28 protein-coding genes are annotated in these 26,942 nt (G+C 24.5%); all 28 read left to right on the top strand.

Annotation, left to right across the window (positions count from 1 at the left end; genetic code table 11):
* Positions 1-185 (top strand): hypothetical protein (locus AWT72_RS09630; RefSeq protein WP_197407600.1); only part of this gene is annotated, 185 nt, incomplete at its 5' end.
* 1 nt (position 186) lies between these two features.
* Positions 187-963 carry an ABC-2 family transporter protein gene (locus AWT72_RS03390; protein ID WP_197407599.1) on the top strand — a complete coding sequence of 259 codons (777 nt, stop codon included), beginning with the start codon at positions 187-189 and terminating at the stop codon, positions 961-963.
* Positions 964-965: 2 nt separating this feature from the next.
* Positions 966-1,739 carry an ABC-2 family transporter protein gene (locus tag AWT72_RS03385; protein WP_067140844.1) on the top strand — a complete coding sequence of 258 codons (774 nt, stop codon included), beginning with the start codon at positions 966-968 and terminating at the stop codon, positions 1,737-1,739.
* 51 nt (positions 1,740-1,790) lie between these two features.
* Positions 1,791-4,367, top strand: coding sequence for a single-stranded-DNA-specific exonuclease RecJ (gene recJ / locus AWT72_RS03380; protein ID WP_067140841.1), 2,577 nt, complete (start codon positions 1,791-1,793; stop codon positions 4,365-4,367).
* A 274-nt stretch (positions 4,368-4,641) separates the two neighbouring features.
* Positions 4,642-5,130 carry a flavodoxin gene (locus tag AWT72_RS03375; RefSeq protein ID WP_067140838.1) on the top strand — a complete coding sequence of 163 codons (489 nt, stop codon included), beginning with the start codon at positions 4,642-4,644 and terminating at the stop codon, positions 5,128-5,130.
* Positions 5,131-5,140: 10 nt separating this feature from the next.
* Entirely contained in the window at positions 5,141-5,956 is an 816-nt protein-coding gene (locus AWT72_RS03370) for a Cof-type HAD-IIB family hydrolase (RefSeq protein ID WP_197407598.1), read from the top strand.
* Between the two features lie 58 nt (positions 5,957-6,014).
* Entirely contained in the window at positions 6,015-6,563 is a 549-nt protein-coding gene (gene yqeK / locus AWT72_RS03365) for a bis(5'-nucleosyl)-tetraphosphatase (symmetrical) YqeK (protein ID WP_067140831.1), read from the top strand.
* A complete protein-coding gene (locus AWT72_RS03360; RefSeq protein ID WP_067140828.1) occupies positions 6,553-8,358 on the top strand; it encodes a ribonuclease R family protein in 1,806 nt (601 codons plus the stop codon). Before yqeK ends, AWT72_RS03360 begins: the two co-directional genes overlap by 11 nt.
* A 1-nt stretch (position 8,359) precedes the next feature.
* A complete protein-coding gene (gene smpB, locus AWT72_RS03355; RefSeq protein WP_067140825.1) occupies positions 8,360-8,794 on the top strand; it encodes an SsrA-binding protein SmpB in 435 nt (144 codons plus the stop codon).
* 16 nt (positions 8,795-8,810) lie between these two features.
* Positions 8,811-10,037: an MORN repeat-containing protein gene (locus AWT72_RS03350; RefSeq protein ID WP_067140822.1), complete on the top strand. Its 1,227-nt coding sequence runs from the start codon at positions 8,811-8,813 to the stop codon at positions 10,035-10,037.
* Positions 10,034-10,294, top strand: a complete 261-nt coding sequence (locus tag AWT72_RS03345; protein WP_067140820.1) for a toxin-antitoxin system YwqK family antitoxin — start codon at positions 10,034-10,036, stop codon at positions 10,292-10,294. The genes AWT72_RS03350 and AWT72_RS03345 overlap by 4 nt, the downstream gene beginning before the upstream one ends.
* Positions 10,284-10,679: an MORN repeat-containing protein gene (locus AWT72_RS03340; protein ID WP_067140819.1), complete on the top strand. Its 396-nt coding sequence runs from the start codon at positions 10,284-10,286 to the stop codon at positions 10,677-10,679. Before AWT72_RS03345 ends, AWT72_RS03340 begins: the two co-directional genes overlap by 11 nt.
* Positions 10,680-10,853: 174 nt before the next feature.
* On the top strand, positions 10,854-11,876 hold the full coding sequence (locus AWT72_RS03335) for a hypothetical protein (RefSeq protein ID WP_067140814.1): 1,023 nt from the start codon (positions 10,854-10,856) through the stop codon (positions 11,874-11,876).
* A gap of 20 nt (positions 11,877-11,896) precedes the next feature.
* On the top strand, positions 11,897-13,207 hold the full coding sequence (locus AWT72_RS03330) for an MORN repeat-containing protein (protein ID WP_067140805.1): 1,311 nt from the start codon (positions 11,897-11,899) through the stop codon (positions 13,205-13,207).
* A gap of 2 nt (positions 13,208-13,209) precedes the next feature.
* Positions 13,210-14,127: an MORN repeat-containing protein gene (locus AWT72_RS03325; RefSeq protein ID WP_067140803.1), complete on the top strand. Its 918-nt coding sequence runs from the start codon at positions 13,210-13,212 to the stop codon at positions 14,125-14,127.
* Between the two features lie 30 nt (positions 14,128-14,157).
* Positions 14,158-14,460, top strand: a complete 303-nt coding sequence (locus AWT72_RS03320; RefSeq protein WP_067140800.1) for an MORN repeat-containing protein — start codon at positions 14,158-14,160, stop codon at positions 14,458-14,460.
* 2 nt (positions 14,461-14,462) lie between these two features.
* Positions 14,463-16,070, top strand: coding sequence for an MORN repeat-containing protein (locus tag AWT72_RS03315; RefSeq protein WP_067140799.1), 1,608 nt, complete (start codon positions 14,463-14,465; stop codon positions 16,068-16,070).
* Positions 16,071-16,220: 150 nt separating this feature from the next.
* Positions 16,221-16,595 carry a GntR family transcriptional regulator gene (locus AWT72_RS03310; protein WP_067140797.1) on the top strand — a complete coding sequence of 125 codons (375 nt, stop codon included), beginning with the start codon at positions 16,221-16,223 and terminating at the stop codon, positions 16,593-16,595.
* Between the two features lie 2 nt (positions 16,596-16,597).
* Complete coding sequence (locus tag AWT72_RS03305) at positions 16,598-17,458, top strand: ABC transporter ATP-binding protein (RefSeq protein WP_067140794.1); 861 nt, start codon at positions 16,598-16,600, stop codon at positions 17,456-17,458.
* Positions 17,458-18,081, top strand: coding sequence for an ABC-2 transporter permease (locus tag AWT72_RS03300; RefSeq protein WP_067140792.1), 624 nt, complete (start codon positions 17,458-17,460; stop codon positions 18,079-18,081). Before AWT72_RS03305 ends, AWT72_RS03300 begins: the two co-directional genes overlap by 1 nt.
* Before the next feature lie 318 nt (positions 18,082-18,399).
* Entirely contained in the window at positions 18,400-19,371 is a 972-nt protein-coding gene (locus AWT72_RS03295; protein ID WP_067140787.1) for a methionine ABC transporter ATP-binding protein, read from the top strand.
* Positions 19,364-20,005, top strand: coding sequence for a methionine ABC transporter permease (locus tag AWT72_RS03290; RefSeq protein ID WP_067140786.1), 642 nt, complete (start codon positions 19,364-19,366; stop codon positions 20,003-20,005). The genes AWT72_RS03295 and AWT72_RS03290 overlap by 8 nt, the downstream gene beginning before the upstream one ends.
* A 1-nt stretch (position 20,006) precedes the next feature.
* The gene (locus tag AWT72_RS03285) at positions 20,007-20,801 is read left to right on the top strand and encodes a MetQ/NlpA family ABC transporter substrate-binding protein (protein WP_067140785.1); all 795 of its coding nucleotides are present in this window, start codon (positions 20,007-20,009) and stop codon (positions 20,799-20,801) included.
* A 20-nt stretch (positions 20,802-20,821) separates the two neighbouring features.
* Entirely contained in the window at positions 20,822-22,771 is a 1,950-nt protein-coding gene (locus tag AWT72_RS03280; RefSeq protein ID WP_067140784.1) for an SIMPL domain-containing protein, read from the top strand.
* Between the two features lie 44 nt (positions 22,772-22,815).
* Positions 22,816-23,856: an extracellular solute-binding protein gene (locus AWT72_RS03275; RefSeq protein ID WP_231724046.1), complete on the top strand. Its 1,041-nt coding sequence runs from the start codon at positions 22,816-22,818 to the stop codon at positions 23,854-23,856.
* Between the two features lie 16 nt (positions 23,857-23,872).
* Positions 23,873-24,925, top strand: a complete 1,053-nt coding sequence (locus AWT72_RS03270; RefSeq protein ID WP_067140780.1) for an extracellular solute-binding protein — start codon at positions 23,873-23,875, stop codon at positions 24,923-24,925.
* Positions 24,926-25,141: 216 nt separating this feature from the next.
* Positions 25,142-26,434, top strand: a complete 1,293-nt coding sequence (locus AWT72_RS03265) for a transposase (RefSeq protein WP_067140773.1) — start codon at positions 25,142-25,144, stop codon at positions 26,432-26,434.
* A gap of 292 nt (positions 26,435-26,726) precedes the next feature.
* Positions 26,727-26,942: hypothetical protein (locus tag AWT72_RS03260; RefSeq protein ID WP_156285953.1), on the top strand; the 216-nt coding region annotated here is incomplete at its 3' end.

Here is a 26,942-nt window from a genome sequence, read left to right as displayed (position 1 = left end):
ATAAGGTAGAAAGAAAATATGTAATAACAACAACTAATGATGAATTTCCTATAAAAGATGACACTATTAAATGGACCAAATTAGAAAAAAATAAATTTGAAATGCATTTAGATAATGTGTTAGAAATAGATAATAATACAAGAGAAGTAGATGAAATCATATTTGAAATTTTTAGTAAGGGGTAATATGAAAAAATACTTTAAAATTTTAATAAATCAAGTATTAATAGGGTTTAATTATAGATTTAATTTAGTTAATAGATTTATACTTTATATTTTTTCAATTATGGTTAATATTTTTCTTTGGCAAGGAGTGTATGTATCATCTGGAAATGAAATTATTTCTGGTTATACTAAAAAAGAAATGATAATATACATTTTAATTGCTAATTTAATACACTATATTTGTGATTTCAAAAATTTAACAAGATTAGGGAATTTAGTGCATACTGGTAAATTTAGTATGCTACTAATTAGACCTATAAGCATAATAAAGGAAAGTTTTTTTTATCATTTGGGAGAAAACATAATTAAATTAGGATTTTTCTTTATGCTTATTACAATGTTTAGTAAAAATATTTTTTCATATAATTATTTATTAACTATAATACTATTTATTTTAGTATTTTTAATGAGTTTTTATTTAATGTCAGTATTATCTTGTTTAGGTTTTTGGATGCTAGAAACATGGCCTTTAGTAGGACTATTAAATGGAATATATTTTATTACGTCAGGAACATATTTTCCATTAGATGTACTTCCAATGAATATATTTAGAATGATTAAATATAATCCATTTGGAATAATAGTATTTGGTTTAACTAAAACAATACAATCAAGTATAAGTATAAATGAAACTATTTCTTATATAGTAGTATGTATATTATGGATTATTTTATTTAGAACAATGTATTTTGTATTACTTAAAAAAGGTATAAAAACTTATGAAGGTATGGGTGCATAGGTATGAATATAAAAATATTTATGAGATTATTAAAAATAAGTGTAATGGAAACTATATCACTTAGAACCACTTCTATAATAATGTTTTTTATAGTTAACCTATTTTTTATTTTACAAATACTTTCAGGCTATGTATTTTTTGAATATACAGATACATTAGGTGGACTTACTAGAATAGAATATTTTAATTTAATTGTTACAGGAAATATAATAATACCATTAAGTTATTCTGTATTTTTAAAAGGGCAAGAAAAAATTTATTTTGGAGTCTTATCTGGAGAATTAGATTATGATTTAATAAGACCAACTAATTCTTTTTGGTACTATACTTTTAATGGTATAGATTTACAAAGTTTAATAACAGCAATATTATATATATTTTTACAAATATATTTATTTACTTTTCAAAATTTAACAATAACTGGAATTTTGTTATACACATTAATGCTTTTTATAGGGGCATGGTATATATTCTTAGTTAATAGATTATTAGTTATACTAGTTTTCTATTTTGAAAAGGCAAACTCAATAATGGCATATACAGAAGAATTAGATGATATGGGTTCAAAGCCAATTAAAATATACCCTAAGGCAATAAGGTATGTTTTTATTTATGGATTATCATATTTAATGGTATATAATGCACCTATTAATATATTAAAAGGAGAAGTAAATTCGTCGTATATGATAGCATATATGCTTTCCACAGTGATATTAAGTTTTGTGGTGTATAAACTGTGGTTTAAAGCTGTTAAAAAATATCAATCTGCAAATTAGATACATTAATGAAATTAAGAAAAGGAGATATAATTTAATTATATTATAAATATGAAAAAGACAAAGTGGGATTTAAAAAAAGGGAATGTAATAAAAACTAATCTTTCTGTTGATAAAGATATACTTAGCATATTAGCGGCAAGAAATATCACTAAAAAAGAAGATATAGTTAATTTTTTGCAACCTAAACTAGAAAATTTAGAAGATCCTAAACTTTTATATGATATGACTAAGGCTAGAGATAGAGTAAAAAAAGCCATAGAAAATAATGAGAGAATTTGTATATATGGAGATTATGATGTTGACGGTATAACTGCAACTTCTATACTTTATCTTGGTTTACAAGAACTTGGTGCAACTAATATAACTTACTATATTCCCATAAGAGATGAAGGTTATGGATTAAATATGGAAGCATTAGAGAGTATAAAAAAAGATAATGTAGATTTAGTTATAACTGTTGATTGTGGAATAACTTCATATAAAGAAATTGAATATGCAAATAAATTGGGACTTACAACTATTATTACAGACCATCATACTTTGTTAAACCCCATAGTGCCTAATGCGTTCGCTGTGGTCAATCCTAAAAGATTAGAGAATAAGTATAGCTTTAATGATTTGGCAGGCGTTGGTACGGCCTTTATGCTCCTTATAAGCCTATTTGAAATATATGACAAGAGAGAAGATGCTTTTAAATATATTGATATAGTTTCATTAGGAACAGTAGCAGACGTAGTTTCGCTTATAAATCAAAATAGAATAATAGTTAAGTTTGGTCTTGAAAGACTAGCAAATACTACTAATCTAGGATTAAAAATGTTATGTGATAAACTATTTGATAGTGAAAAAGATGAATATACTACAGCAGATATAGGCTTTGCAATAAGTCCAGTATTTAATGCTGCTGGTAGATTACAAGATGCAAAACTAGCAGTAAAATTATTAACATCACAAAATGAAAGAGAGATATCAGTAATAATAAATGAACTATTATCTAAAAATTCTCAAAGAAAACAAATACAAAATGATATATTTGAGTTGGCAAAAAAGGAATTAGAAGATATAGATGATTTTATTTTAATTAGTAGTAGCCCTACTTACCATCATGGTGTTATAGGTATAGTAGCAGCAAAAATAGTTGATATGTACTATAAGCCAAGCATAATATTAGAAGAAAAAACTAATGAGGGTATAGCAGTTGCTTCTTGTAGAAGTATTTCTAATTTTGATATTACTAAAGCACTTCAATATTGTTCAGATTTATTAGTTAAATATGGTGGACATAAAGGAGCTGCAGGTTTTACAATTAAAATTGAAAATATACCTGAATTTAAAAAGAAAATAAATGAGTATGCCAGAAAAAATTTAAAAGAAGATGATTTTTGTAAAGTAATTAGCATAGATAAGTCTATTAGTATTAATAAAATGTCTTATGAATTTTATAAGACCTTAGAATTACTAAAACCATTTGGTTTTGGAAATCCAACTCCTGTATTTTTAACTAAAAATGTAATAATAGAAAATCAAAGACTTATAGGAGAAAAGAAAAATCATTTAAGTTTTGATATAAGTCAAAAAGGTTATACAAATAGGGGTGCAGTTTGGTTTTTTAATGATGAATTAAAAGATAAGACTTTTTATGACATAGTGTATAAGATAAATCTTAATAAATATAAGGGTAGATTTTATACTAAAATATATATAGAAGACATGAAAGAATCTTTATTAAAAGATGATAAATTTGAGTATTTAAATTCTCTATATGGTACTAGTTATCCTATGAAATCAATCTTTTATACTAATAAAGAAATTAATTTAGATGATGAATTGACTTTAGAATTAAAGGCACAAAGGGTTTTGATATATAAAAATAGAGAATATGTTTCTAAATTAGATGATAATATAGCAAGAGTATTAATACAATCTAATAAATTCTATAATTACCAATATAATATAAAGGTAGAGAAAGTAAAAAATAGTGAAGATATAAATAGTGTTGAAATATTAATAAAAAGAGACTACAGTTTTACAAGTTATAAAAAAAATGATGTTAATATTTTTAATAAAATTAAAAAAATGTTAATAGGAGTTAGAGAATATAATAGCATAGAGAAAAAAGCATTATCAATATTATTTAAAGATGATAAAAATCTATTGTTAAGTAGTCAAAATATTACAGGAGATATAAATATTAAAAATGAGCATTATCATTTATTATTTAAAACCTTTGCTATATATGAGACTAATAAATCAAATGAAAAGATTTTTACGAATTTAAATATAAGTGATAAATTAATTAAAAATTATATATCAACAAAATATGATAATCAAAAATTTGCAATAATAGATAAAACGAATATAAAAAAAGAAATAGATTTATCAAGGTTTGAAAAAGTAATATTAATAGATAATAATATAAAAGAAAAAGAGAATTTTGTAAGCTTAGAACATAATATAACTATACCTGAAAATGTATTAAAATTAACTAAAACAAATATTGAAAAGTATGGATATGATAATGTATATATAAAGTCATTGCCAAATCAAATTAAGGTAAAATTAAAAGAAGAATTAGAAAATGGGGAAAATATATTATCAGATGATAGTATATTAGAAATATTATAAAATATGCATTAAAAAAACAATGCATATTTTTTAAACTATAAATATTTATGTATAAATGGTATAATAGAAATAATAGAGTAAAATAAAAGTTATTAAGAGATAGATTTTGTTATGAATAGTAAATTTAATGATAAAAAATTTTAATGATGAAACTGTATGATTATCTTTAGATGAAATGTCAGAATTAGAGAGAAATTCAGTTGTTGCACATTTTGTAACAGTTCAAAAAGAACGATTAAGAGAAATAAATAGAAAATAAAAATTAGGAGGAATAATGTCAGTAGGAATATTTTATGGAACAACAACAGGAGTAACAGAAGAAGTTGCAGAAATTTTAAGAGATAATATAGAAGGGTCTGAAATGTTTGACGTTGCAGATGGAATAGATGATATGGATGATTTTGATTTTTTAATTTTTTGTGCATCAACTTGGGGATTAGGAGACGTTCAAGATGATTGGATGGCAGTTATAGATGAATTACCTAATCTTAAAGAAAGACCTATAGCATTACTTGGTACGGGAGATGCAATAGCATTTTCAGATACTTTTGTAGATGGATTAAGATTACTTTATGATAAATGTAAGAAAAAAGGAGCTAAAATTGTAGGTTTTGTAGATACAGATGGTTATGATTTTACCGAATCAGTTGCAATTATAGATAATAAATTTATAGGACTACCAATTGATCATATGAATGAACCTGAAAAAACAGAAGAAAGAATAAAAACTTGGGTTGAAAGCCTAAGTAAATTTGTAGGTTAGTGGTATGAATATGAAAGATAAGATAAAATTAATAGCAATAGATTTTGATGGAACTTTTTTAGATGACACACATTATAAGCATAATTTGTCATATGTTGATAAAATTTTTGAAACAGGTAAAAAGATAGTGTTTGCTAGTGGTAGAGGGACTGCTGGTATAGTAACTTTAATAGAAAAATTAGGAATTAAAGATAAAGTTAGATATGTAATAGGACATAATGGGGCTGAAATATATGATGTTTTAGAAGAAAAAATTATATATCAAAATATAATAGATGATGAAATAGCATTCGGTATAATTAATTTAGTTATTAATGCAGGATTTACTAACCCTATTTCTATACATAAATGGAATAAATTAATTACATATAATTATGATAAAAGAGTTGATTTAGAAAATAAAGTTAATTTTACAACAGGGTATGAAATAGATGATATAAAAGATTTTCCAAAAGAAAAATTAAAACTTATGTTTTTTGCAACTGGAAAAGAAGTAAACGATATATATGATTTAATAAATAATAGTAAGTATTCTACTAAAGTAACACAAGCCAGAAATGAGAATATTTTGGTTGAAGTAACAGCCAAGGGGATTAATAAAGCAAATGCATTGAAGCATTTAGTTGGTAAATTAGGTATAGAAATGAATGAAATATTAGCCTTTGGTAATGCTGAAAATGATATTGATATGATAAAAGAAGTAGGTTATGGTTATGCAATGAAAAACTCAGTAGATAGTTTAAAAAAAGTTGCCAAGTATATTACTAAATATGATAATAACGATTGTGGAGTAGAGCGTGAAATAATAGATATATTTTATAATTAATAAAAATGCTTTTAATCTATGAGATTAAAGGCTTTTTTTAAAAGTAAGTGGAGAAAATATGGATTTAAAAAAAATATTATCTAATGAAAGATATGAGCATAGTGTTAGGACTAAGCAAATGGCAAAAATATTGTGTGAAAAATATAATGTTGATACTAAGGCAGTATTAGCTGCATATTATCATGATATAGCAAAAGAATTAAGTTTAGAAGAAATGATAAGTTTAGTTGGAGATAAATTTAAAGATGATATAGATGGAATTTATCAAAAAAATATATTGCATGGATTTGCAGGAGCAGAGTATTTAAAAAAATACTTTAATATAACTGATGAAGAAATTTTATCAGCAGTTAGATATCATACAGTAGGTAAAAAAAATATGAGTGATATTGAAAAAATAGTATATATATCAGATGGTATAGAATATGGTAGAAATTATGAAGGTGTAGAAAAAATAAGGGAAGAAGTATTTAAAGATTTAAATAAGGGAATACTTATGGAACTAAACTATAAACTAAAAATGTTAGTTGATAGAAATGTAGTAATACACAAAAATACGGTTGAGTTTAGAAATCAACTATTAAAGGAAGTGAAAAATGTCAAATAAGATTGGTGAATTATCAATGACAAGAAATGGTTATGGTTTTATACTAACTGAAACTGAAAAATATTTTGTTGCAGGTAGAAATATGAAAACAGCAGCAGATAAAGATAAAGTAGAGTTTAGAATTACGAAGTATAAGGGTCGTGATGAAGCTATAATAACTAAAATAATAAAAAGGCATACAGATGAATTTGTTGGAACTATAAATAATAGTAAGAACTTTTCTTTTGTAACGGTAGATAATCTTGCAAAAGATGTATATATTAAAAAGGGAGCAATCTTAAAAGCAAAAGAAAATGATATAGTAAAAATTAAAATTACAAACTGGGGAAGTGAAGATAAAAAACCAGAAGCCAAAGTTATAAGGGTATATGGAGCAAATGATTTAGCAACTAATGTTGTTAATGCAAGACTTGATTCCATGGGAATAAGTAGAAAATTTAGTAAAGAAGAGTTAAAAGCATCTGATGATTTAAAGGTAGCAAATATTGAAGATGAACTAAAAAACCGTAAAGATTTAAGACATTTAGCACATATTACCATAGATGGAGAAGATACAAGAGATATAGATGATGCGGTTTATCTTGAAAAAGATGGAAATCATTATATACTATATGTAAGTATTGCTGATGTTTCTTATTATGTAAAAGAAAATGGAATTTTAGATAAATTGGCTTTACAAAGGGGAAATTCAATATATCTATATGATAGAGTAATACCTATGTTACCTAGAAGACTAACCAATGACCTTTGTTCATTAAATCCTAATGAAGATAAACTAGCATTTACTGTGAAGTTAGTATATGATGAGAAAGCTAAATTAATATCAACAGATTTTTTCAAATCAGTAATAGTTAGTCATAAAAGATGCACATATACTGAAGTTAATGAAGTTTTAAAAGGAAATGCAGAACATAAATATAAGGATATGTTACTTAATATGAATGAATTATCTAATTTAATGAGTGATATTAGTAAAAGTCGTGGTGCTATGGAATTTGAATTCCCTGAATTAAAACTTATACTAGATGAAAAGCAAAAATTAGTAGATATAAAATTAAGAGTTAGAGAAGAAGCAGAAGTTTTAATTGAAAATTTCATGGTTTCAGCTAATGAAGCAGTAGCAAATTATTTATTCTATGCTAATATACCTGGTATATATAGAGTACATGAAAAACCAACATTAGAATCTATGAATGAACTTAATAAGGAATTAGTTGCAATAGGTTTATCAGTAGCTAACCCTAGTAAATTAACTAGTAGGTTACAAAAAATAATAGATAAAACTAAGGGTGAAATATATGGTTATTTTATACATAAATTAATATTAAGATCTATGCAAAAAGCAATATATTCAAAAGATGATAAAGGACATTTCGGTTTAAGTTTAGAGCATTATTTACACTTTACTTCACCTATTAGAAGATATTCAGACTTAGTAGTTCATAGAATTTTAGATAAGAGTTTAAATAAATACATGAATGAATATCAAAAAGAAAAAATAAATAAGAAATTAGATTTTATCTCTAAGCATATTTCTAAAACTGAAAGAGATGCACAAAGGGTAGAATTTGATGCACAAAGTATTAAATTAAGTGAGTATATGACTGACTATATAGGTCAAGAATACATATCAAGAGTAACTTGGGTACATAATGATAGAGTATTCGTAAGTTTATCAAATTATGTAGAAGCAGAGATATTATCTGATATTGAATATAATTTAAATGATGAAGTTAGAGTTAAAGTTATATCAACTAATATACAAGATGGTAAAGTATTTGTAAAAGAGGTGTAATATGGTATATGCAAAAAATAAAAAGGCAAGTTTTGATTATTTTCTATTAGAAAAACATGAAACAGGAATAGAACTTGTAGGAACAGAAGTTAAATCTATAAGACTTTCTAAATTAAGTATAAAAGAAGCATTTGTAAGAATAATAAAAGATGAATTATTCATACTAAATATGCATATTAGCCCTTATGATTTTGGTAATATAAATAATGAAACTGAATCTACAAGACCCAGAAAACTTTTGATGAACAAAAAAGAAATACAAAAATTAAAGGAAAAAACAAAAGAAAAGGGACTAACACTAGTTCCTATTTCTGTATATGCAAAAGGGAGATATATAAAAGTAGAGATAGCTTTAGCCAAAGGTAAAAAGAATTATGACAAGAGACAAAGCCTAAAAGAAAAAGATACTAATAGAAGAATTAATGAGTATAAATAGAAATATGGGGTAAAAAATGAAAAAAATTATAATAATATTATTAACAATGATAAGCATAATAACTTTTTCAGAAACAATTAAATACGGCAACGGAGATAAAGAAATAGTAAATGTAGTTAATGGTGTAAAGCAAGGGAAATCAACTTATTATTTGAAAAAAGGGTTAAAAAAAGAATTTACATACATTGATGGAGTAGCACAAGGCAAAGCGATTATATATTCACCTGATGGAAATAGACGAGAATATATGTTCATAGATGGAGTACCACAAGGAAAAACTATAGCATATTTAAAAAATGGAGATATAGAAAATTCAGTTTATATAAATGGAGCATTACAAGGGAGAGCAACAATAATTAAAAAAGATGGAGATAGAGTTGAATTTAATTATGTAGACAATATTCCGCAAAGTAAATCAATAAAGTATTATAATAATGGCGATAAAGAAGAATTTACATATGTAGATGGAAAAGTACAAGGTAAATCAATTATATATCTTAAAAATGGTGATAAATTAGAAAGAAATTATATAAATAACATATTAGAAGGTAAAGCAACTTATTATTTTAAAAATGGGGATAAAGAAAAATTTACATATGTAGATGGAGTACCACAAGGTAAAGCAATTTTTTATGCTTTAAATGGGGATAGAGTAGAAAGAACTTATGTAAATGGAGTATATAATGGGCAATTTGTATATTATCAAAAAAATGGAGATAAAATAGAATCTCAAATGATAGATGGAATATTACGAGGAAAGGCAATAACCCATTACAGTAATGGAGATAGACAAGAATTTAGATATGTAGATGGATTACCACAAGGTAAAGCAACTCATTATTTTAAAAATGGAGATAAACAAAAATTTGCATATGTAAATGGAGTACCACAAGGAAAATCAATATTATATTATAGTAATGGAGATACAGAAAATGCAGTTTATATAAATGGAGTATTTCAAGGGAGAGCAACAATAATTAAAAAAGATGGTGAAAGGATTGAATTTAGTTATGTAGATAATATTCCACAAGGTAAAGCGATTAGATATCTTTCAAGGGGAGAAAGAGAAAAATTTATACTTATAGATGGAATAAAACAAGGTAAAGCCATTAGATATTATTGGGATGGTTCAAAAGAAGAATGTATATATGTTGATGATATTTTACAAGGAAAATCAACCTTATATCTTAAAAATGGTAAAATAATTAAAAGAATATATAAAGATGGAGAATTAATGAAATGAAAAAAATATTATTGATTTTGAGTATATTAAGTTTATTTAGTTGTTCAAGTATATTGCCAAAACATGTACGAAAAGAAACTGTAAATATAGTGAATGGTGTAAAGCAAGGTAAAGCGGTTTATTATAGTAAAGATGGGTATAGAGAAGAATTTACATATGTAGATGGAGTAGTACAAGGAGAATCAACTTTATATCTTAAAGATGGTAGAATAATTAAAAGAATATATAAAGATGGAGAACTAATAAGTGGAAAGTAATATAATTTTTTCAAAAACATTTGAATATTCTAATGAGGATAGAGAAGTAGTAGATATAGTTAATGGTGTAAAGCAAGGTAAAGCAATATATTATTATGATAATGGAGATAAAGAAGAATTAAATTATGTAGATGGTGTAATACAAGGCAAAGCGATTTATTATTTTGAGAGTGGAAAATTAGAAAGAATATATGTTGATGGAAAAGCACAAGGTAAAGCAACATTTTATTATGATAATGGCGATATAGAAGAATTTACATATGTAGATGGAGTTAAACAAGGTAAATCAGTTTTATATACTTCAAATGGAGAAAAAGAAGAGAGAATATATGTAGATGGAGTATTGAAAAAATCAATAGTATATCACCAAAGTTGGGATGAATAAGAGTTTCTTTATGTAAATAAAAATGATTAAATTTTAGAATTTGTATTAAGTAAAAATTTATTTTCTTGAATACAATTTAAAATTAATTAATAAAAACCTATTGAAAAATAAGTTTAAAAAATATATAATTTTGTCTGGTGATATAATTAATTAAGTTGATAAGGAGAAATAAAAATGAAAAAACTTTTAATGATAGTCTTAGCAATGATAAGCATTTTAACTTTTCCAGAAACAATTAAATATGACAATGGAAATAAAGAAATAGTAAACGTAGTAAATGGTGTGAAACAAGGTAAATCAATTTATTATTTTGAAGATGGAGATATAGAAGAATTAAATTATGTAGACGGTGTAATACAGGGCAAATCAATCTTATATTTTTCAAATGGTGATAAAATAGAGAGAACCTATGTGAATAATGTTTTACAAGGTAAGGCAACTTTTTATTTTTTGAATGGAGATAAGGAAGAAATAAAATTTGTTGATGGTAAAATACAAGGTGATGCTATTTTATATATTAAAGGTGGAGATAAAGAAAAAAGGACTTATGTAAATAATGTTTTATACGGAAAAGCAATAAAATATTTAAAAAATGGAAATAGAATGGAATTTACATATTTAGATGGAGTATTAGATGGTAAAGCCACTTATTATTTTTCTGATGGAACCATGCAAGAATCATTTTATGTAAATGGAATACCTAAAGATGAAGTAGTAGAGTATTATAAAAATGGAGATAAAAAGAAATTAAAGTATGTAAATGGAGTACCACACGGTAAAGTAATTTATTATTATTCAAATGGGACGAAATCAGAAGCAACTTATGTAGATGGAGTTTTAAATGGTGAAATAATTAATTATTTTAATGATGGAATTATACAAAAAGCTATTTATGTAAATGGGGTTTTACAAGGTAAATCAACTTATTTTTACAAAAATGGAGATAAAAAAGAGTTTAATTATGTGAATGGAAAAGTACAAGGTAAAACTATTTATTATTATTCAAATGGAGATATAACAGAAGCAACTTATATAAATGAAGTACTACAAGGAAAGGCAATTAAATATTATAAGAATGGTGATAAAGAAGAAGTTAAATATATAGATGGAGTATTACAAGGTAAAGCCACATATTATTATAAAAATGGTAAAATAGAAAAAAGAATATATAAAGATGGTAAATTATATAAAATATAAATGATAGGAGTTTTATAAGTATGGAAAAAGTAGAATATTACGATAATGGAGATAGATTAGAAGTAAATATAGAAAATGGGATTAAACAAGGTAAAGCCACTTACTATTATTCAAATGGAGATAAAGAGAAATTTACATATGTAGATGGGGAAATACAAGGAGAATCTATTTATTATACGCATGATGGAAATAGATGGGAATCAAATTATATAGATAATGTGTTACAGGGTAAAGCATTTTATTATTCAGACGAATATAAACAAGAATTTTCATATGTAGATGGGGTTATACAAAATAAATCTATTATTTATTATAAAAATGGAAATAGAGAAGAATTCAGTTTTATAGATGATATGAAGCAAGGAAAAGCAATAATATATTATCATGATGGAAACCGATGGGAAGGAAATTATGTAGATAATATACTACAAGGTAAAGCAGTTTACTGTTCTACTAATGGTTATAGATTAGAATTTACATATATAGATGGTGAAATTCAAGGGAAATCAACTTTATATTTTTTAAATGAAAGTAAAGAAGAAAGAATTTATGTAGATGGAGTACTACAAGGTAAATCAATTTTATATTCTCCAAATGGTACTAAAGAAGAAAGAATCTATATAGATGGGTTACTGCAAGGTAAATCAAATATATACATGGCAAATGGAGATAAAGTAGAAAGAATTTATATAGATGGAGTGTTACAAGGCAAATCAACGGTATTTTATGCTGATGGTACTAAAGAAGAAAGAATTTATGTAGATGGACAATTACAAGGAAAAGCTACTGTTTATTCAAGTGAATATAAACAAGAATTTACATATGTTGATGGAATAGAACAAGGAAAATCTACTATATTTTATTCAAATGGAGATAAAGAAGAATTTACTTATGTAGATGGAGTAGTTCAAGGAAAAAGAATGTATTATTTTGTTGATGGAGATTATGAAGAATCAACATGCGTAGATGGAATAGTACAAGGGAAAGCTTCATTTCATTCAAATGAATATACAAAGGAATTTACTTATGTAGCTGGAATAGTACAAGGGAAAGCCACTATATTTTACAATAATGGAGATAAAAGAGAAATTATTTATGTAGATGGAATAGTAAATGGTAGAACAAACTATTATTTCTCTAACAATAATTATGAAGAAGCAATATATTTTGATGGAGTAGAACAAGGAAAAGCCACTATGTTTTATAATGATGGAGATAAAGAAGAATACATGTATATAGATGGTATAATTCAGGGAGAATCTACTTATTATTATAAAGATGGTATAACAGAAAAAAGAATGTATAGAGACGGAAAACTATTGGAGAATTAAAAATGAAAAAATTTATAACAATGTTATTAACAATGATAAGCATTATAACTTTTTCTGACATAATTAAATATGACAACGGAGATAAAGAAATGGTAAATGTAGTAAAGAATGTTAATCAAGGGAAATCAACTTATTATTTTAAAAATGGTGATAGAGAAGAAAAAAAATATGTTGATGGAATAGAACAAGGCGAAGCAACAATATATTATCAAGATGAAGATAGAGAAGAATTTACATATGTAGATGGAGTATTACAAGGTAAAGCAACTTATTATTATAAAAATGGAAATAAAGAAGAATTTATGTACGTAGATGGAATAGTACAAGGTGAGTCTATTTTATATTTTGCAAATGGAAATAAAGAAGAATTTATATATATTGATGCAGTATTACAAGGTAAATCAACTTTATATTTTTCAAATGGAGATAGAATAGAAAGAACTTATATAAATGGTGTATTACAAGGTAAAGCAACAACTTACTTTAAAGATGGAGATAGAGAAGAATTTACATATGTAGATGGAGAAGCTCAAGGCGAATCGGTTTTATATTTTACAAATGGAGATAAAGTAGAAAAAACGTATGTAGATGGAGAAGTACATAGTAAAACAATTTGTTATTTTAAAAATGGTGATAGATTAGAAGCTCAAATAATAAATGGAAAATTACAAGGTAGAGCAACATATTATTACAAAAATAAAGATAAAGAAGAGTTTACGTATGTAAATGGAGTAGCACAAGGCAAATCGATTTTATATTTTGCAAATGGAATTAAAGAAAAAAGAAATTATGTAGATGGAGTATTACAAGGAGAAGCAATTTATTATTTTAAAGATGGAAAAGCATTAAAAATAAAATATAAAAATAATAAGATAAAAAGAAGAGTATATAAAAAAAGAGATTTAATAAGTGAAAAGTAAAATGAAAAAATTATAACAATATTATTAACAATGACAGGCGTTATAACTTTTTCAAAAACAATCAAATACCCTAATGGAGATAAAGAAATAGTAAATGTAATAAAGAATATTAAGCAAGGAAAAGCTACTTATTATTTTAAAGGTGGAGATAAAATAGAAGCCAACTATATTGATGGAGTTACACAAGGCAAAGCCTTTTATTATTATTCAAATGGAGATAAATTAGAATTTACATATGTGGATGGTTTAATAGATGGAAAAGCCACTTATTATTATAAAAATGGAAAAACTGAAAAAAGAATATATAAGAACGGTAGATTATTGGAGAAATAAAAATGAAAAAATATGCAGTAATATTTTTAACCATGTTAAGCATAATTAGTTGCTCTAATCTGAAAAATTTTAAAAAACAATCTGAAAATGAAAGAGTTAAAGAAATTGTTAATATTGTTGATGGTAAAAAACAAGGAAAATCAATAATATATTATGAAGACGGTAGTAGAGAAGAGTTAATATATATCGATGGAATACCACAAGGAAAATCAATAATATATTATGAAGATGGAAGTAGAGAAGAATTAACATATATTGATGGAATACCACAAGGTAAAGCAATTTCATATATTTCAAATGGAGATAAAGAAGAATATATTTATTTATACGAAATAAGACATGGTAAAGCAACATATTATTATAAAAATGGCGATAAGGAAGAATTTACATATGTAGCAGGTAAGATACAAGGTAAATCAACTTATTATTTCTCTAATGGGGAAAAAATGAAAAGAACTTATGTAGATGGCATTATACAGGGTAAAGCAATATTATATCATTTAAGTGGAGAAAAAACTGAGTTCACATACATAGACGGAGAACCACAAAATAAAATAATTTTTCATTATAAAAATGGAAATAGAATTGAAAGAATTAGCGTAGATGGTGTTTTTCAAGGAAAAGGGACTATGTTTTATGCTTTTGGTGAAAGAGAAGAAGTTATATATTTAGATAATAATATACAAGATAAAGCAATTTATTATTATGTTAATGGAGATTATGAAGAAAGAACTTATAAAAATAATAGGTTAAATGGAAAAGCAATATTATATGATAAAAATGGTTTTAAAAAGGAAGAATTTACATATGTAGATGGAAAAGCACAAGGAGAAACTACTATTTATTATAATGAAAATGTTAGAGAAGAAGCAACATATGTGAATAATGCATTACAAGGCAAGGCAACAATGTATTACAAAGATGGTGAAAGAGAAGTATTTAGATATGTAGACGGTATTAGACAAAGTAAATCTACTTTTTATTATATTGATGGTGATAGAATAGAAAGAACATATGTAAATGGGGTTGCACAGGGTAGTGCAACAGCATATTTCAAAGATGGTGAAAGAGAAGTATTTACATATGAAAATAGTGTTAGGCAAGGTAAATCAATTTTATATTTTTCAAATGGAGATAAAGAAGAAAGAATTTATGTAAATGGAGTTTTACAGGGTAAAGCAATAATATATTATAAAGATGGAAGTAGAGAAGAATTTACATATGTAGATGGAATAGTTGAAGGTAAAGCAACTTATTTTTATGACGAAAATAAAATTGAAAGAACATATATTGATGGAGAACTAAAAGGTAAAGCAACAACTTATTTTAATGACGGAGATAAAGAAGAATTTACATATGTAGATGGTTTAATAGATGGAAAAGCCATTTATTATTATAAAAATGGTAATAGAGAAGAAAGAACTTATGTTGATGATAAATTACAAGGAGAAGCAACTTTATATTATAAAGACGGAAAAGAAAAAAAGTTATATTATTCAGAAGGTAAGAGAGTAAATAAAGAAAAAGATGAAAAAACATCTTTTTCAACACAAGTATTAGTTTTAATTATATTAGGGCTTATGATACTTTATACAATATTTTATTTATAATTACATTAAAAATATTTATATTCCTATAAAAAATGCAGTAAAATAAAATCAATAATAAAAAACTTGACAAATTGTTATATACTGTTATAATAAGCATATAACAATCTATGACACACGTATGATAATAGAGAAAGAATAGTAGAGAAAAATATGAAAATGATAATTAATAATACTAGTAGTAAACCTATTTACAAGCAAATTAAAGATAATATAATTGCTCAAATTTTAAATGGAGAATTAAAAAATGGAGAACAATTACCTTCTATAAGAATTTTAGCAAGTGATATTAAAATTAGTATTATGACAATAAAAAAAGCATATGATGAACTTGAAGAAGAAGGCTATATAGTTACTACACAAGGAAAAGGGAGTTATATTTCTTCTGCTAGTACAACATTGGCAAATGAAGCTAAAATGCAAGAAATAGAAGGTTATATATTACAAGTAGTAGGGTTATCTAAAAAATATGGAGTGGATAAGGAAGAAATTTTAGAATTATTCGAATTATTGTATAAGGAGGATTAGTCTTGAATAATGCTATTGAAGTAATGGGTGTATCTAAACGATATTCGAGTGGATTTGAAATTAGTAATATAAGTTTTGAAATAAAAAAAGGTTATATTACTGGCTTTATAGGAAAGAATGGTGCAGGTAAAACAACAGTAATAAAAATGATTTTAGATATATTGCATCCTGATTCTGGGAATATAAATATATTTGATATAAATACTAAAGGAAGAAATTATAATTTAAATGAAAAAGTTGGTTTTGTCATTGAAGATATGTTTTTTCCAGATGAATTGAAAGTTAAAGAATTAGATATTGTTGCAAAAGATATATTTAAAAATTGGGATTCTAAGTTATTTTATCAGTATATTAGTAAATTTGAATTACCTTTAAATTCAAAAATCAAAGAATTATCAAAAGGAATGAAAAAAAAGTTACAAATTTCATTTGCATTATCTTATAATCCAAAGTTATTGATTTTTGATGAGGCTACATCTGGGCTAGATCCCGTTATTAGAAGAGAAATTTTAGATATATTTTTAGAATATATGAAAGATGAAGAAAATACAATTTTCATTTCTACACATATTACCAGTGATTTAGATAAAATAGCAGATGATATTATTATGATTGATAATGGTAGTATTGTATTGAGAGATTGTTTTGAAGATATAAAAAATGAATATGGTATTTTAAAATGTAGTGAAAATATAGTTGAAAAGTTAGATAAGAAAACCATTTTAGCAAAAGTATCTACAAAATATCATTGGGAAGTATTGATAAATAATAAAAATGAACTTTTAAAAGATAATCCTGATTATATAGTAGAAAATGTAGATTTAGAAAAATTAATGTTTTTATTATCGAAAGGAAGAGTATAATGATAGGATTTATAAAAAAAGATATAATTCTGTTAAAAAAAGATATATTACTCAATTTGATAATATTTCTATGTGTATCATATTTATTGAAAAATAATATAGGATTAAGTGCTTTTTTGATTTCGTTACAAGTATTATCTATGGTTCTTATTACTTTTGTAGAAGATACAAAATCTAATTTTTTAATTTATGCTACAGTATTAAACGGGAAAAAAAGAGTTGTATTAAGCAAATACTACTTACACATATTTTCGCTTATAATTGCAATATTTTTAAATCTTTGTGTACAAGTAATAGGAAATAAGAATTTTGTTTCAGATAATATTATATTAATAATATTAATATCATTTATAATTTCTACAATATTATTTTCTATGATAGTACCATTTATATTTAAATTTGGAAGAGATAAAGGAATATTAGTATTATTTTCTGTAATGTTATTTGCTATTGTTATTTTTTCTTTTACAACTTTATTTATTGACTATAAAAAAATTGAAATCTTAAGAAAAATAGTTAATCTTTACTCATTAAATTATAGTATTTATTTAGTAATTTCTTTATTTATAATGGCTATTTCATATTTAGTTTCATTAAATATAATGGAATCAAAAGAATTTTAGAAAGTTTAAAGGTCTTCTATTTTTATAAATAAAGCCTTATTTATACTTTTTATTATATACTTTAATTAAATTTTTTAATATTTATTTGTTTATGTTCCTACAAAAAAAACTTGACAATATAAAGTCATTAAGTATATAATTTAAGCAACCAACTGAAATTAATGGAGGAAATATATATGCAATTTACAACTAATTTTATGATGATGTACATGTGTTTGAGCTTGTAACAAATGTAATATTTGGCACAAGCTAGTTTGCGTGTGCCGTAGTTGTAAACTATATCAGGCACATAGCCTGATTTTTTTATAGGAGGAAAAAATGATAAAAATAGATAAAGTAAATAAAACATTTGAAGATAAAAAAGTATTGAAAAATATAACTATGCATATATCAAAAGGAGAAATATTTGGTGTTATTGGTTTATCTGGGGCAGGTAAATCTACACTAATAAGGCTTTTAAATAAATTAGAAGATATAGATGATGGGGAAATAATAATTAATTCCAAATCTTTAAATAATATAACTAAAAATGAGTTATATGATTTAAGGAAAAAAACTTCTATGATATTTCAACATTTTAATTTGTTAAGTTCAAGAACAGTATATGGAAATATTAGTTTAGCGTTGGAATTAGATAAAAAGCTAACTAACAAAGAAAAAGAAGAGAAGATAGAAAAAGTTTTAAAATTAGTGGAATTATATGATAAAAAAGATAGCTATATAAGTAAATTAAGTGGTGGACAAAAACAAAGGGTTGCGATTGCAAGAGCATTAGTAACAGAGCCTGAAATTATATTATCAGATGAATCTACGTCAGCACTAGACCCTATAACAGCTAATAATATATTAGATTTATTAAAAAAAATAAATAAAGAATTAAACATAACTATAGTTATAATTACTCATCAAATGGAAGTTATAAAGAAAATGTGTGATAGAATAGCGGTTTTAAAAGATGGAGAAATAATTGAAGAAGGCGAAACAAAAGAAATTTTCCTTAAACCTAAAGAAGAATTTACTAGAAATCTAATAGGAACAATAAAAGATGAAATGCCTAATTCTAAAACTTGGATATTACATTTTTTAGGAACCCATGCAAATAAATCATATATATCACAGGCTTCAAAAATATTTGGGATAGATATAAATATATTAGGTGGAAGTATACATACTCTATCAAAAGGAGAAAAAGTTGGGTATCTAATTGTACAATTTGAAACAGATAGTTCAGATGAAATAGTAAAATGGTTTAATGAACATAAAATAGACGTGGAGGTTTTACATGATTAATTCAATATTGGAAACATTGTATATGTTGATAGTTTCTATGATAGTGGCTTGTATAATAGGAATACCTATTGGAATATCATTATCAGTAACTAAAAAAAATGGAATATTAGAAAAAATATGGTATCATAAATTTGTAAATATATTAATAATAAATATAACAAGGTCTATACCTTTTGTTATATTAATAGTTTTACTTATACCATTATCAAGAGCAATAGTAGGAAAATCTTACGGGACAACAGCCTTTATAATTCCATTGTCAATAGCAACTGCTCCTTTTATATCTAGAATAATTGAAGGTGCTCTAAATGAAGTTAGTTATGGTCTTATAGAAATGGGACTTTCTATTGGTGCCAAACCTAAAGATATAATATTAAAAATATTAATTCCAGAAGCAATGCCTAGCATAATAAATGGATTAACATTAACTTTAATTTCGCTAGTATCATATACTGCGATAGCAGGTATTATAGGTGGTGGCGGACTAGGTAATCTAGCAATAATAGAAGGGTACCAAAGAGGCGATAAAGAACTTATGTATAAGGCAACTATATGTATAATCTTAATAGTACAAATTATACAATTTATTGGAACAAAATTAGTTAGAAATATAGAGAAGAAAAGGGGAAAATAAGATGAAAAAGATTTTAAAAACAATATTAACAATTTGTTTAACAGTGGTATTATTTGCTTGTGGGAGTGATAATAAAGAAAAATTAGTAATAGGGGTATCTCCTATACCACATAAAGAAATAGTTGAATTAGTAAGAGAAGATTTAGAAAAAGAAGGAATAAAGTTAGAAGTAGTAGTATTTAATGATTATGTTCAACCTAATTTAGCATTAAATGATAAAAGTATAGATGCTAATTTCTTTCAACACATACCATATATGAATTCTTTTGGAAAAGAAAATAATATAGATATGATTAGTGCTGGAAGTATACATTTAGAACCATTAAAAATTTATTCTGAAAAAATAAAAAGTATAGAGGATTTAAAAAATGAAACTAGTATAGAAGTTTTAATACCAAATGATCCAACTAATAGAGGTAGATCATTATTACTATTACAAGATGCAGGACTATTAAAATTAAAAGATAGTTCTAAATTAGATTCAGACGTTGAAGATATAGAAACATATAATTTTGAACTTAATATAACAACTTTAAACTCAGAACAAATAGGGCCTAGATTAGAAGAAGCAACAATAGCAGTAATAAATACAAATAATGCTTTGGCAAGTAAAATAGGACCTGAAAAAGCTATATTTGTAGAAGGTAAAGATTCACCTTATGCTAATATAGTAACAGTATTAAGAGAAAATGAAAATAATGAAAAAATAAAGAAATTAATTGAGTTATTACAATCAGAAAAAGTTAAAAAATATATAAATGAAAAATATAATGGAGAAGTAGTACCTGCATTTTAATGCTAAGGAGGTAAATTACTATGAATAAAAAAATATTTACTCTTTTATTATTACTAACACCTATGCTATTTGCCAATACCGTAGAATTTAAAACTAATAATAAAAGTTTTAAAAATGTGAAAGCAGATACGGCTAGTATAGTTTTTACAGTAGAAACAAAAGCTAAAACTAGAGAAAAGGCTCAAAAAATTAACAATGATAAGATAGAAAATTTTTTGAAACAAGTAAAAAAATATAATGTAAGCGATATAGTAACAAAGAACTTTAATTTTTTTAAAACACATGATACAGTAGGAAAACCAAAAAAAATATTTACGAATAAAGTATCTTTTCATACAAATATTAAAGTAAATGAATATGAAAATGTAATATCTGAGTTGATAAAAGCAGATATAAGTGGTTATTCTTATACAAATAAAAATAATAATAACAAAGATTATAACACCTTAGTATTTACCTTAACTGAAAAAGGTTCTACTCAAAAAGAAAATCTTAATAAAATAGATAAAAAATTAAAAAAAATAGAAAAAATTCTAAATAGTAAAATGTATTTATCAGGTGCTGATAAAAGTGAAAAAAATGAATATGATAGAGAATATAACTATGTAGTTAAAAATCAGATTTCTTTAAAATTAAATAATCTAGAAAAATTAAATGATTTGCTAGATATAGCCAATAAAAATGAAATATATTTAGAAGGTCATATTGATTATACGGTGTCTAATTTAAGAGACATATACATTAAACTGTATAAAGAATCATTAGATATGGCTAAAACTAAAGCACTTTTATTACTTGGTAAGGAATATAAGATAAAAAATATAAAAAATATAACTGAAAATAAAAGGGTAGTATATAGAAATAACGATGAAAATGATGAACGTGAAATATCAGCAGAACTTAAAGCAGCACCAAGAAATGTTGAGAAAAAACCTAATTTAGAAATACCTTTGATATATGTTGAAAATGATTTAGATGTAACTCTTTTATTAGATGATGGGAAAAAAGAAGTTACTAGTTCATCAGATTTTAATATAAAATCTATGGTATCTAAAATGATAACGCCTGATATGGCTGAAATAAGTTTTAATATAACTACTTCTAGTGATAAAAGTATTAAATATGCTAATACTGAAAATGTTAAAGCATTAAATAAGATTAAAGACATATTAAAATTAGCAAAAATTAAATATGAAGATATAGAAACACTTAATTATACAACAAATAAAATAGTTAGAAATGTTTTAGAAGTTAAAAATAAAACTGAAAAAATAAATCAAACTAGATTAACAGTAGGAGTTAAGGGAATTACTAGCAACGATTATATAGATATAGTAAATGATTATGGTATAACTTCGCAAGGAAACTATAACAAAGATTTTTCGCTTTATATCATAGAAAATGGTAAAAATAGTAAACAGTCATTCGAAAAAGCTAAAGCAAAATTAAATAAACTTAGAAAAATGCATTCTAATGCTGAATTTGAAGTATATAAAGCTGAAAATAGAAACATAGATAATCCAAATTATAAAGAAGTAAAAAAAGAAATGTATATAGTATCACATAGTTTGAAATTTAAAACTAAAGATATTAATAAATTATCTTTATTAGTTTCTATATTAAGAGAATTAGGTTTACATGAAAATATAGTATACGGAGTTTCTAATTTAGATAAATATTCAAAAGATATATATTCTTTTGCTAAAAAAGATATAGCAGATAAGAAAAATGCTATTGAAAATACTGGTTATGTAAAGGTAGAAAATATAAAAAAAGTTACAGAATTAAATAATAGTTTATCAAAATATTTTTATACTAATAATTATTACTCATATAACAATAGAGAGATAATAAATTTAGATAAATCAAATAAAGATATATTAAAATCAGCATATAATAATATGCAAAATATATATATACCAGATTATAATGCATATTTAGCAATAGATATTATTATGGGAATTAAATAGATTAATCAAATATGATTATATAAATAAAAGGAGGATGATTTTTATTGAACAAAATTTTAAAATTTTTAATGTGTTTAGCATGTCTAACAGTTTTTTCTTGTGGGGGAAACAAAGAAAAAAGTAATGAGTTAAACATTTATACTTGGATTTACTTCATACCAGATGAAGTTATAGCAGGTTTTGAAAAGGAAACAGGAATAAAGGTAAATATTAGTTTTTATGATACTAATGATACACTAATGGCAAAATTATTATCAGGGAGTAAACAATATGACATAATTTCTCCATCAACTGATTTTGTGCCTATTATGAAAGATGCAGGTTTTTTAGAAAAATTAGACAAATCTAAATTAGTGAAAACCTTTGAAAACTTAGATGCAGATAGATTAAAACTATATGAATTTTCTAAGATTTATGATGATGGACTTAATTATTCTATACCATATGGGTATTTTGCAACAGGTATTACAGTAAATAAATCTAAGGTTAAAGATTATAAAAAAGATTTATCTATATTTTTAGATGAAAAATATAAAGGGTCTATGACTATGTTAGATGATGGTCGTGAAGTTATAGGTATGATGCTACAACATTTAGGATATAAATCAGATTCTAGTAATGATGCAGAATTACAAAAAGTTAAAGAAGAATTAATTAAGATTAAGAAAAATTTAGCAAAATTTGATAGTACAACATTTGGTAAAGGCTTAGCAAGTGAAGAATTTTTAATTTCACATGGTTATCCTGATGTGTTTTATGAAACCGAGCATGAAGAAAATTATGAATATTTCTTACCAAAAGGTGCTATGATGTATATAGATAATATGGCAATAGTTTCAACTGCACCAAATAAGGAAAATGCATATAAGTTTTTAGAATATTTATACAGACCAGAAAATTATGTTCATGTATTTGAAACATTTAGGCAAATACCTGTAATTAAAGGTGTAACTGAATTAACAGATACAAAACCTATAATTACAGCAGAAGAAATTATAGAAAATGCACAATTACCATCTAGTTTATCAGATGAGGCAAAAGAAAAACAAGAAAAAATATTTAATGAAATTAAATTAGCAAAATAAGTGAGGTGATTTTTAATTGAAAAAATGGATTAGACTTTTAATAATGATTATAACGAGTATGTTTATAATATCTTGTTCTAACGAAGAAGAAAAAAATACTTTAAATATATATACTTGGGAATCATTTATTCCAGATAAAGTTATAGAAAATTTTGAAAAAGAGACAGGTATAAAGGTAAATGTTAGTTTCTACGATACTAATGATATATTAATGACAAAACTATTATCAGGGGCATCTGATCAATATGATATAGTTTCACCATCAACAGATTTTATAGAAGTAATGATAAAGCAAAATCTTTTAGAAAAATTAGATAAATCTAAATTAGGAAAAACTTTTAATAATTTAGATACAGATGGTTTAAAATTATATGAGTATTCAAGAAACTATGATGATGGACTTAATTATTCTATACCTTATGGGTATTTTGCAACAGGAATAACAGTAAATACTTCTGTGGTGGGTAAAAACTACCCGAAAGACTTAACTATATTTCTTGATGAAAAATATAAAGGGTCTATGACTTTGCTTGATGATGGTCGTGAATTAATAGGTATGACATTACAACATTTAGGTTATAGTTCAGATTCAAGCGATGATAAAGAGTTAAATGAAGCTAAAGAATTATTAATAAAAATGAAAAAAAATATAGCAAAATTTGATGTTGCCATATATGGTAAAGGACTTGCAACAGGAGAATTTGTAGTATCACATGGATATCCAGATGTATTTTATGAAATAGAACCTAGCGAAGAAAGTAAATTTGATTACTTTTTACCAAAAGGTGCTATGATGTATATAGATAATATGGCTATATTAAAAGATTCAAAAAATAAAGAAAATGCATATAAATTTTTAGAATATTTATATAGACCTGAAAATTATGTACATACTTTTGAATTATTTAGACAAATACCAGTAGTTAAAGGTATAACTGAATTAACAGATATAAAACCTATATTAACTAAAGAGGAAGTAATAAATAATGCTATATTACCTAAGAAATTATCAGATGAAGCAAAAATTAAACAAGAAAAACTGTTTAATGAAATTAAATTAGCAAAATAAAAAATGAGAAAGAAATAGAAAGAAAAAACATCTTCTAAATCTTTCTTTTTTTTAATAATTATAGTATTAATATGAAATCTTTTTTCATTAATTAATAAGGTACTTTAAGATTTTAAGGGGCAAAGGTTAAAAAAATTCAAAAAAAAATGGAATCAATTTCCAAAAAAATGTATAATGTTTTTGAGAAAATTACATAACATTTTGAGGAGTGATTCCATGACTAAGTATAACACAAAGAAAAGAATATTTGAAACAATTTTAACAAATTTCCCTAAAAAAAGTACAGAAATATTAATAAACATTGAAAATACTAATATAATAAATATTTATGAAAATAATACACATATAGGTTTTCATATAAAGTCTACAACTAAAACAACAAAGTGCAAAATCTGTAATTTAGATTTAACTCGTAGTAAAGGATTTAATGATATAGTAGTAAATTATGGAAAATATAACTCTAAAATAATTCTTATTCGGGCTAATTTGAAAAAATACCATTGTATGAATTGTAAAGCTACCACTATAGAAAATTTAATTAATAAAACAGGTAAAATACAAGTTAGTAATAATGTCATTGATAGCATAATATTAGATCTCAAAAGTAATTCAAATTATACAGATGTAGCAAGGAAATATGGAGAAAGTATAACTAATATTCAAGCAAGATTTGATAATTATAGAAAGAATATTGAAGTAGATATGAGCAAAAGAAAAGTATATGCTATTGGAGTTGATGAAGTTAGTATGATTAAATATGTTCTTAAATCAACACCAAGCAGGCTAGAAGCATCATATGGAGCTAAAAGAGAATATATACCCTATAATTATCAATTTATAGTAATAGACCACGAAACATGCGATATAATAGATATAATTAATGGTAGGACAAAAAAAATTGTACTAGAGTTAGTAAAAACCAGATATGAATCAGTAGAAAATGTTACTATGGATTTATGGAAAACATATAGAGATATATTTAATAGTGAATTTGAAGCAATAAATGTAATTGCGGACAGATTTCATGTAGTTAGAAATTTTGTGTGGGCATTTTCAAGAGGCAGAATAGATTTATTCAAAGCATGTTCTATAACTACAACAAAACATTGGAAAATATTAACATGTAGAGAATCTAAATTAGATGAAAAAGGTAAAAATAGATTAGAAATAATATTAAATAAGATACCAGGATTGAAAGTATTACACCAAGCTAAAGAAATGGCATTAGAAACATTTAAAAAGCAAGAATTAGAATCATTTCAGACTAAATATGAAACATTGAAAGAATTTATTTATGATAATGAATTAATAGAATTTTACAAGGCAATACAGACAGTAGAAGCATGGAAAAAAGAAATAGATAATATGTTCATCTATTCAGAATTTTCAAATGGAAAGGTAGAAAGAATGAATACAGCATTAAAGAAAATAAAGTCATATGCATATGGGTTTAGTAATAGTGAACGAACATTTGCATTAGTAAAACATAAATTAAATAAGGTTTCATAATTTGAAAAAAAACAGGAAAATGAGATAGAAAAAGAGCAAAGCATTAATACATTTTAAAAATTTTTAAAATTGTGCTTTGCCCCTTAAAATCTTAAAGTACCATTAATAAAAACTTATTATTAATTAAGCAAAAAAAGATACAAAGCTTTGTAAAACGTCACATAAAATGAGCCATAAAATATAGCAATTAAAATCATATAAAGTGCCAATTTTGAGCCATTTTTTTGATTATCAAGTTAATATATATCAAAGTGTAAATATACTTAATATATTTTTAAGGAGGTAGTCAAAAATGACTAAAGAAGAAAAAGATTTTGCTAAAAAAATGGCAATCAAATTAATCGAAGAAGGTAGAAAACTTACTACTATCACAATTATTACAGGTTTATCATATGCAACAGTGAAAAGATTGAAAAAACAATCTGGCAAAAGTATTTTAGATGGTAAAAAGAAAGATTTATCTAAGAAATCATGTAGAAAATGTAAGTTAAATGAAGGAGATATAGAC

This window comes from Oceanivirga salmonicida (genome assembly GCF_001517915.1).
Taxonomy (GTDB): Bacteria; Fusobacteriota; Fusobacteriia; order Fusobacteriales; family Leptotrichiaceae; genus Oceanivirga; species Oceanivirga salmonicida.
The sequence above is the reverse complement of the archived record's forward strand: the minus strand, read 5'-3'. Positions and strand labels throughout refer to the sequence as shown.

Bases quoted from the DNA above. Each gene is read 5' to 3' on its own strand.
- smpB (WP_067140825.1), top strand. From the start codon at position 8,360: ATGGTATATGCAAAAAATAAAAAGGCAAGTTTTGATTATTTTCTATTA.
- AWT72_RS03375 (WP_067140838.1), top strand. From the start codon at position 4,642: ATGTCAGTAGGAATATTTTATGGAACAACAACAGGAGTAACAGAAGAA.
- AWT72_RS03345 (WP_067140820.1), top strand. From the start codon at position 10,034: ATGAAAAAAATATTATTGATTTTGAGTATATTAAGTTTATTTAGTTGT.
- AWT72_RS03265 (WP_067140773.1), top strand. From the start codon at position 25,142: ATGACTAAGTATAACACAAAGAAAAGAATATTTGAAACAATTTTAACA.
- AWT72_RS03300 (WP_067140792.1), top strand. From the start codon at position 17,458: ATGATAGGATTTATAAAAAAAGATATAATTCTGTTAAAAAAAGATATA.
- AWT72_RS03285 (WP_067140785.1), top strand. From the start codon at position 20,007: ATGAAAAAGATTTTAAAAACAATATTAACAATTTGTTTAACAGTGGTA.
- AWT72_RS03325 (WP_067140803.1), top strand. From the start codon at position 13,210: ATGAAAAAATTTATAACAATGTTATTAACAATGATAAGCATTATAACT.
- AWT72_RS03350 (WP_067140822.1), top strand. From the start codon at position 8,811: ATGAAAAAAATTATAATAATATTATTAACAATGATAAGCATAATAACT.
- AWT72_RS03370 (WP_197407598.1), top strand. From the start codon at position 5,141: ATGAAAGATAAGATAAAATTAATAGCAATAGATTTTGATGGAACTTTT.
- AWT72_RS03360 (WP_067140828.1), top strand. From the start codon at position 6,553: ATGTCAAATAAGATTGGTGAATTATCAATGACAAGAAATGGTTATGGT.
- AWT72_RS03335 (WP_067140814.1), top strand. From the start codon at position 10,854: ATGAAAAAACTTTTAATGATAGTCTTAGCAATGATAAGCATTTTAACT.
- AWT72_RS03280 (WP_067140784.1), top strand. From the start codon at position 20,822: ATGAATAAAAAAATATTTACTCTTTTATTATTACTAACACCTATGCTA.
- yqeK (WP_067140831.1), top strand. From the start codon at position 6,015: ATGGATTTAAAAAAAATATTATCTAATGAAAGATATGAGCATAGTGTT.
- AWT72_RS03385 (WP_067140844.1), top strand. From the start codon at position 966: ATGAATATAAAAATATTTATGAGATTATTAAAAATAAGTGTAATGGAA.
- AWT72_RS03295 (WP_067140787.1), top strand. From the start codon at position 18,400: ATGATAAAAATAGATAAAGTAAATAAAACATTTGAAGATAAAAAAGTA.
- AWT72_RS03290 (WP_067140786.1), top strand. From the start codon at position 19,364: ATGATTAATTCAATATTGGAAACATTGTATATGTTGATAGTTTCTATG.
- AWT72_RS03320 (WP_067140800.1), top strand. From the start codon at position 14,158: ATGACAGGCGTTATAACTTTTTCAAAAACAATCAAATACCCTAATGGA.
- recJ (WP_067140841.1), top strand. From the start codon at position 1,791: ATGAAAAAGACAAAGTGGGATTTAAAAAAAGGGAATGTAATAAAAACT.
- AWT72_RS03315 (WP_067140799.1), top strand. From the start codon at position 14,463: ATGAAAAAATATGCAGTAATATTTTTAACCATGTTAAGCATAATTAGT.
- AWT72_RS03390 (WP_197407599.1), top strand. From the start codon at position 187: ATGAAAAAATACTTTAAAATTTTAATAAATCAAGTATTAATAGGGTTT.
- AWT72_RS03310 (WP_067140797.1), top strand. From the start codon at position 16,221: ATGAAAATGATAATTAATAATACTAGTAGTAAACCTATTTACAAGCAA.
- AWT72_RS03330 (WP_067140805.1), top strand. From the start codon at position 11,897: ATGGAAAAAGTAGAATATTACGATAATGGAGATAGATTAGAAGTAAAT.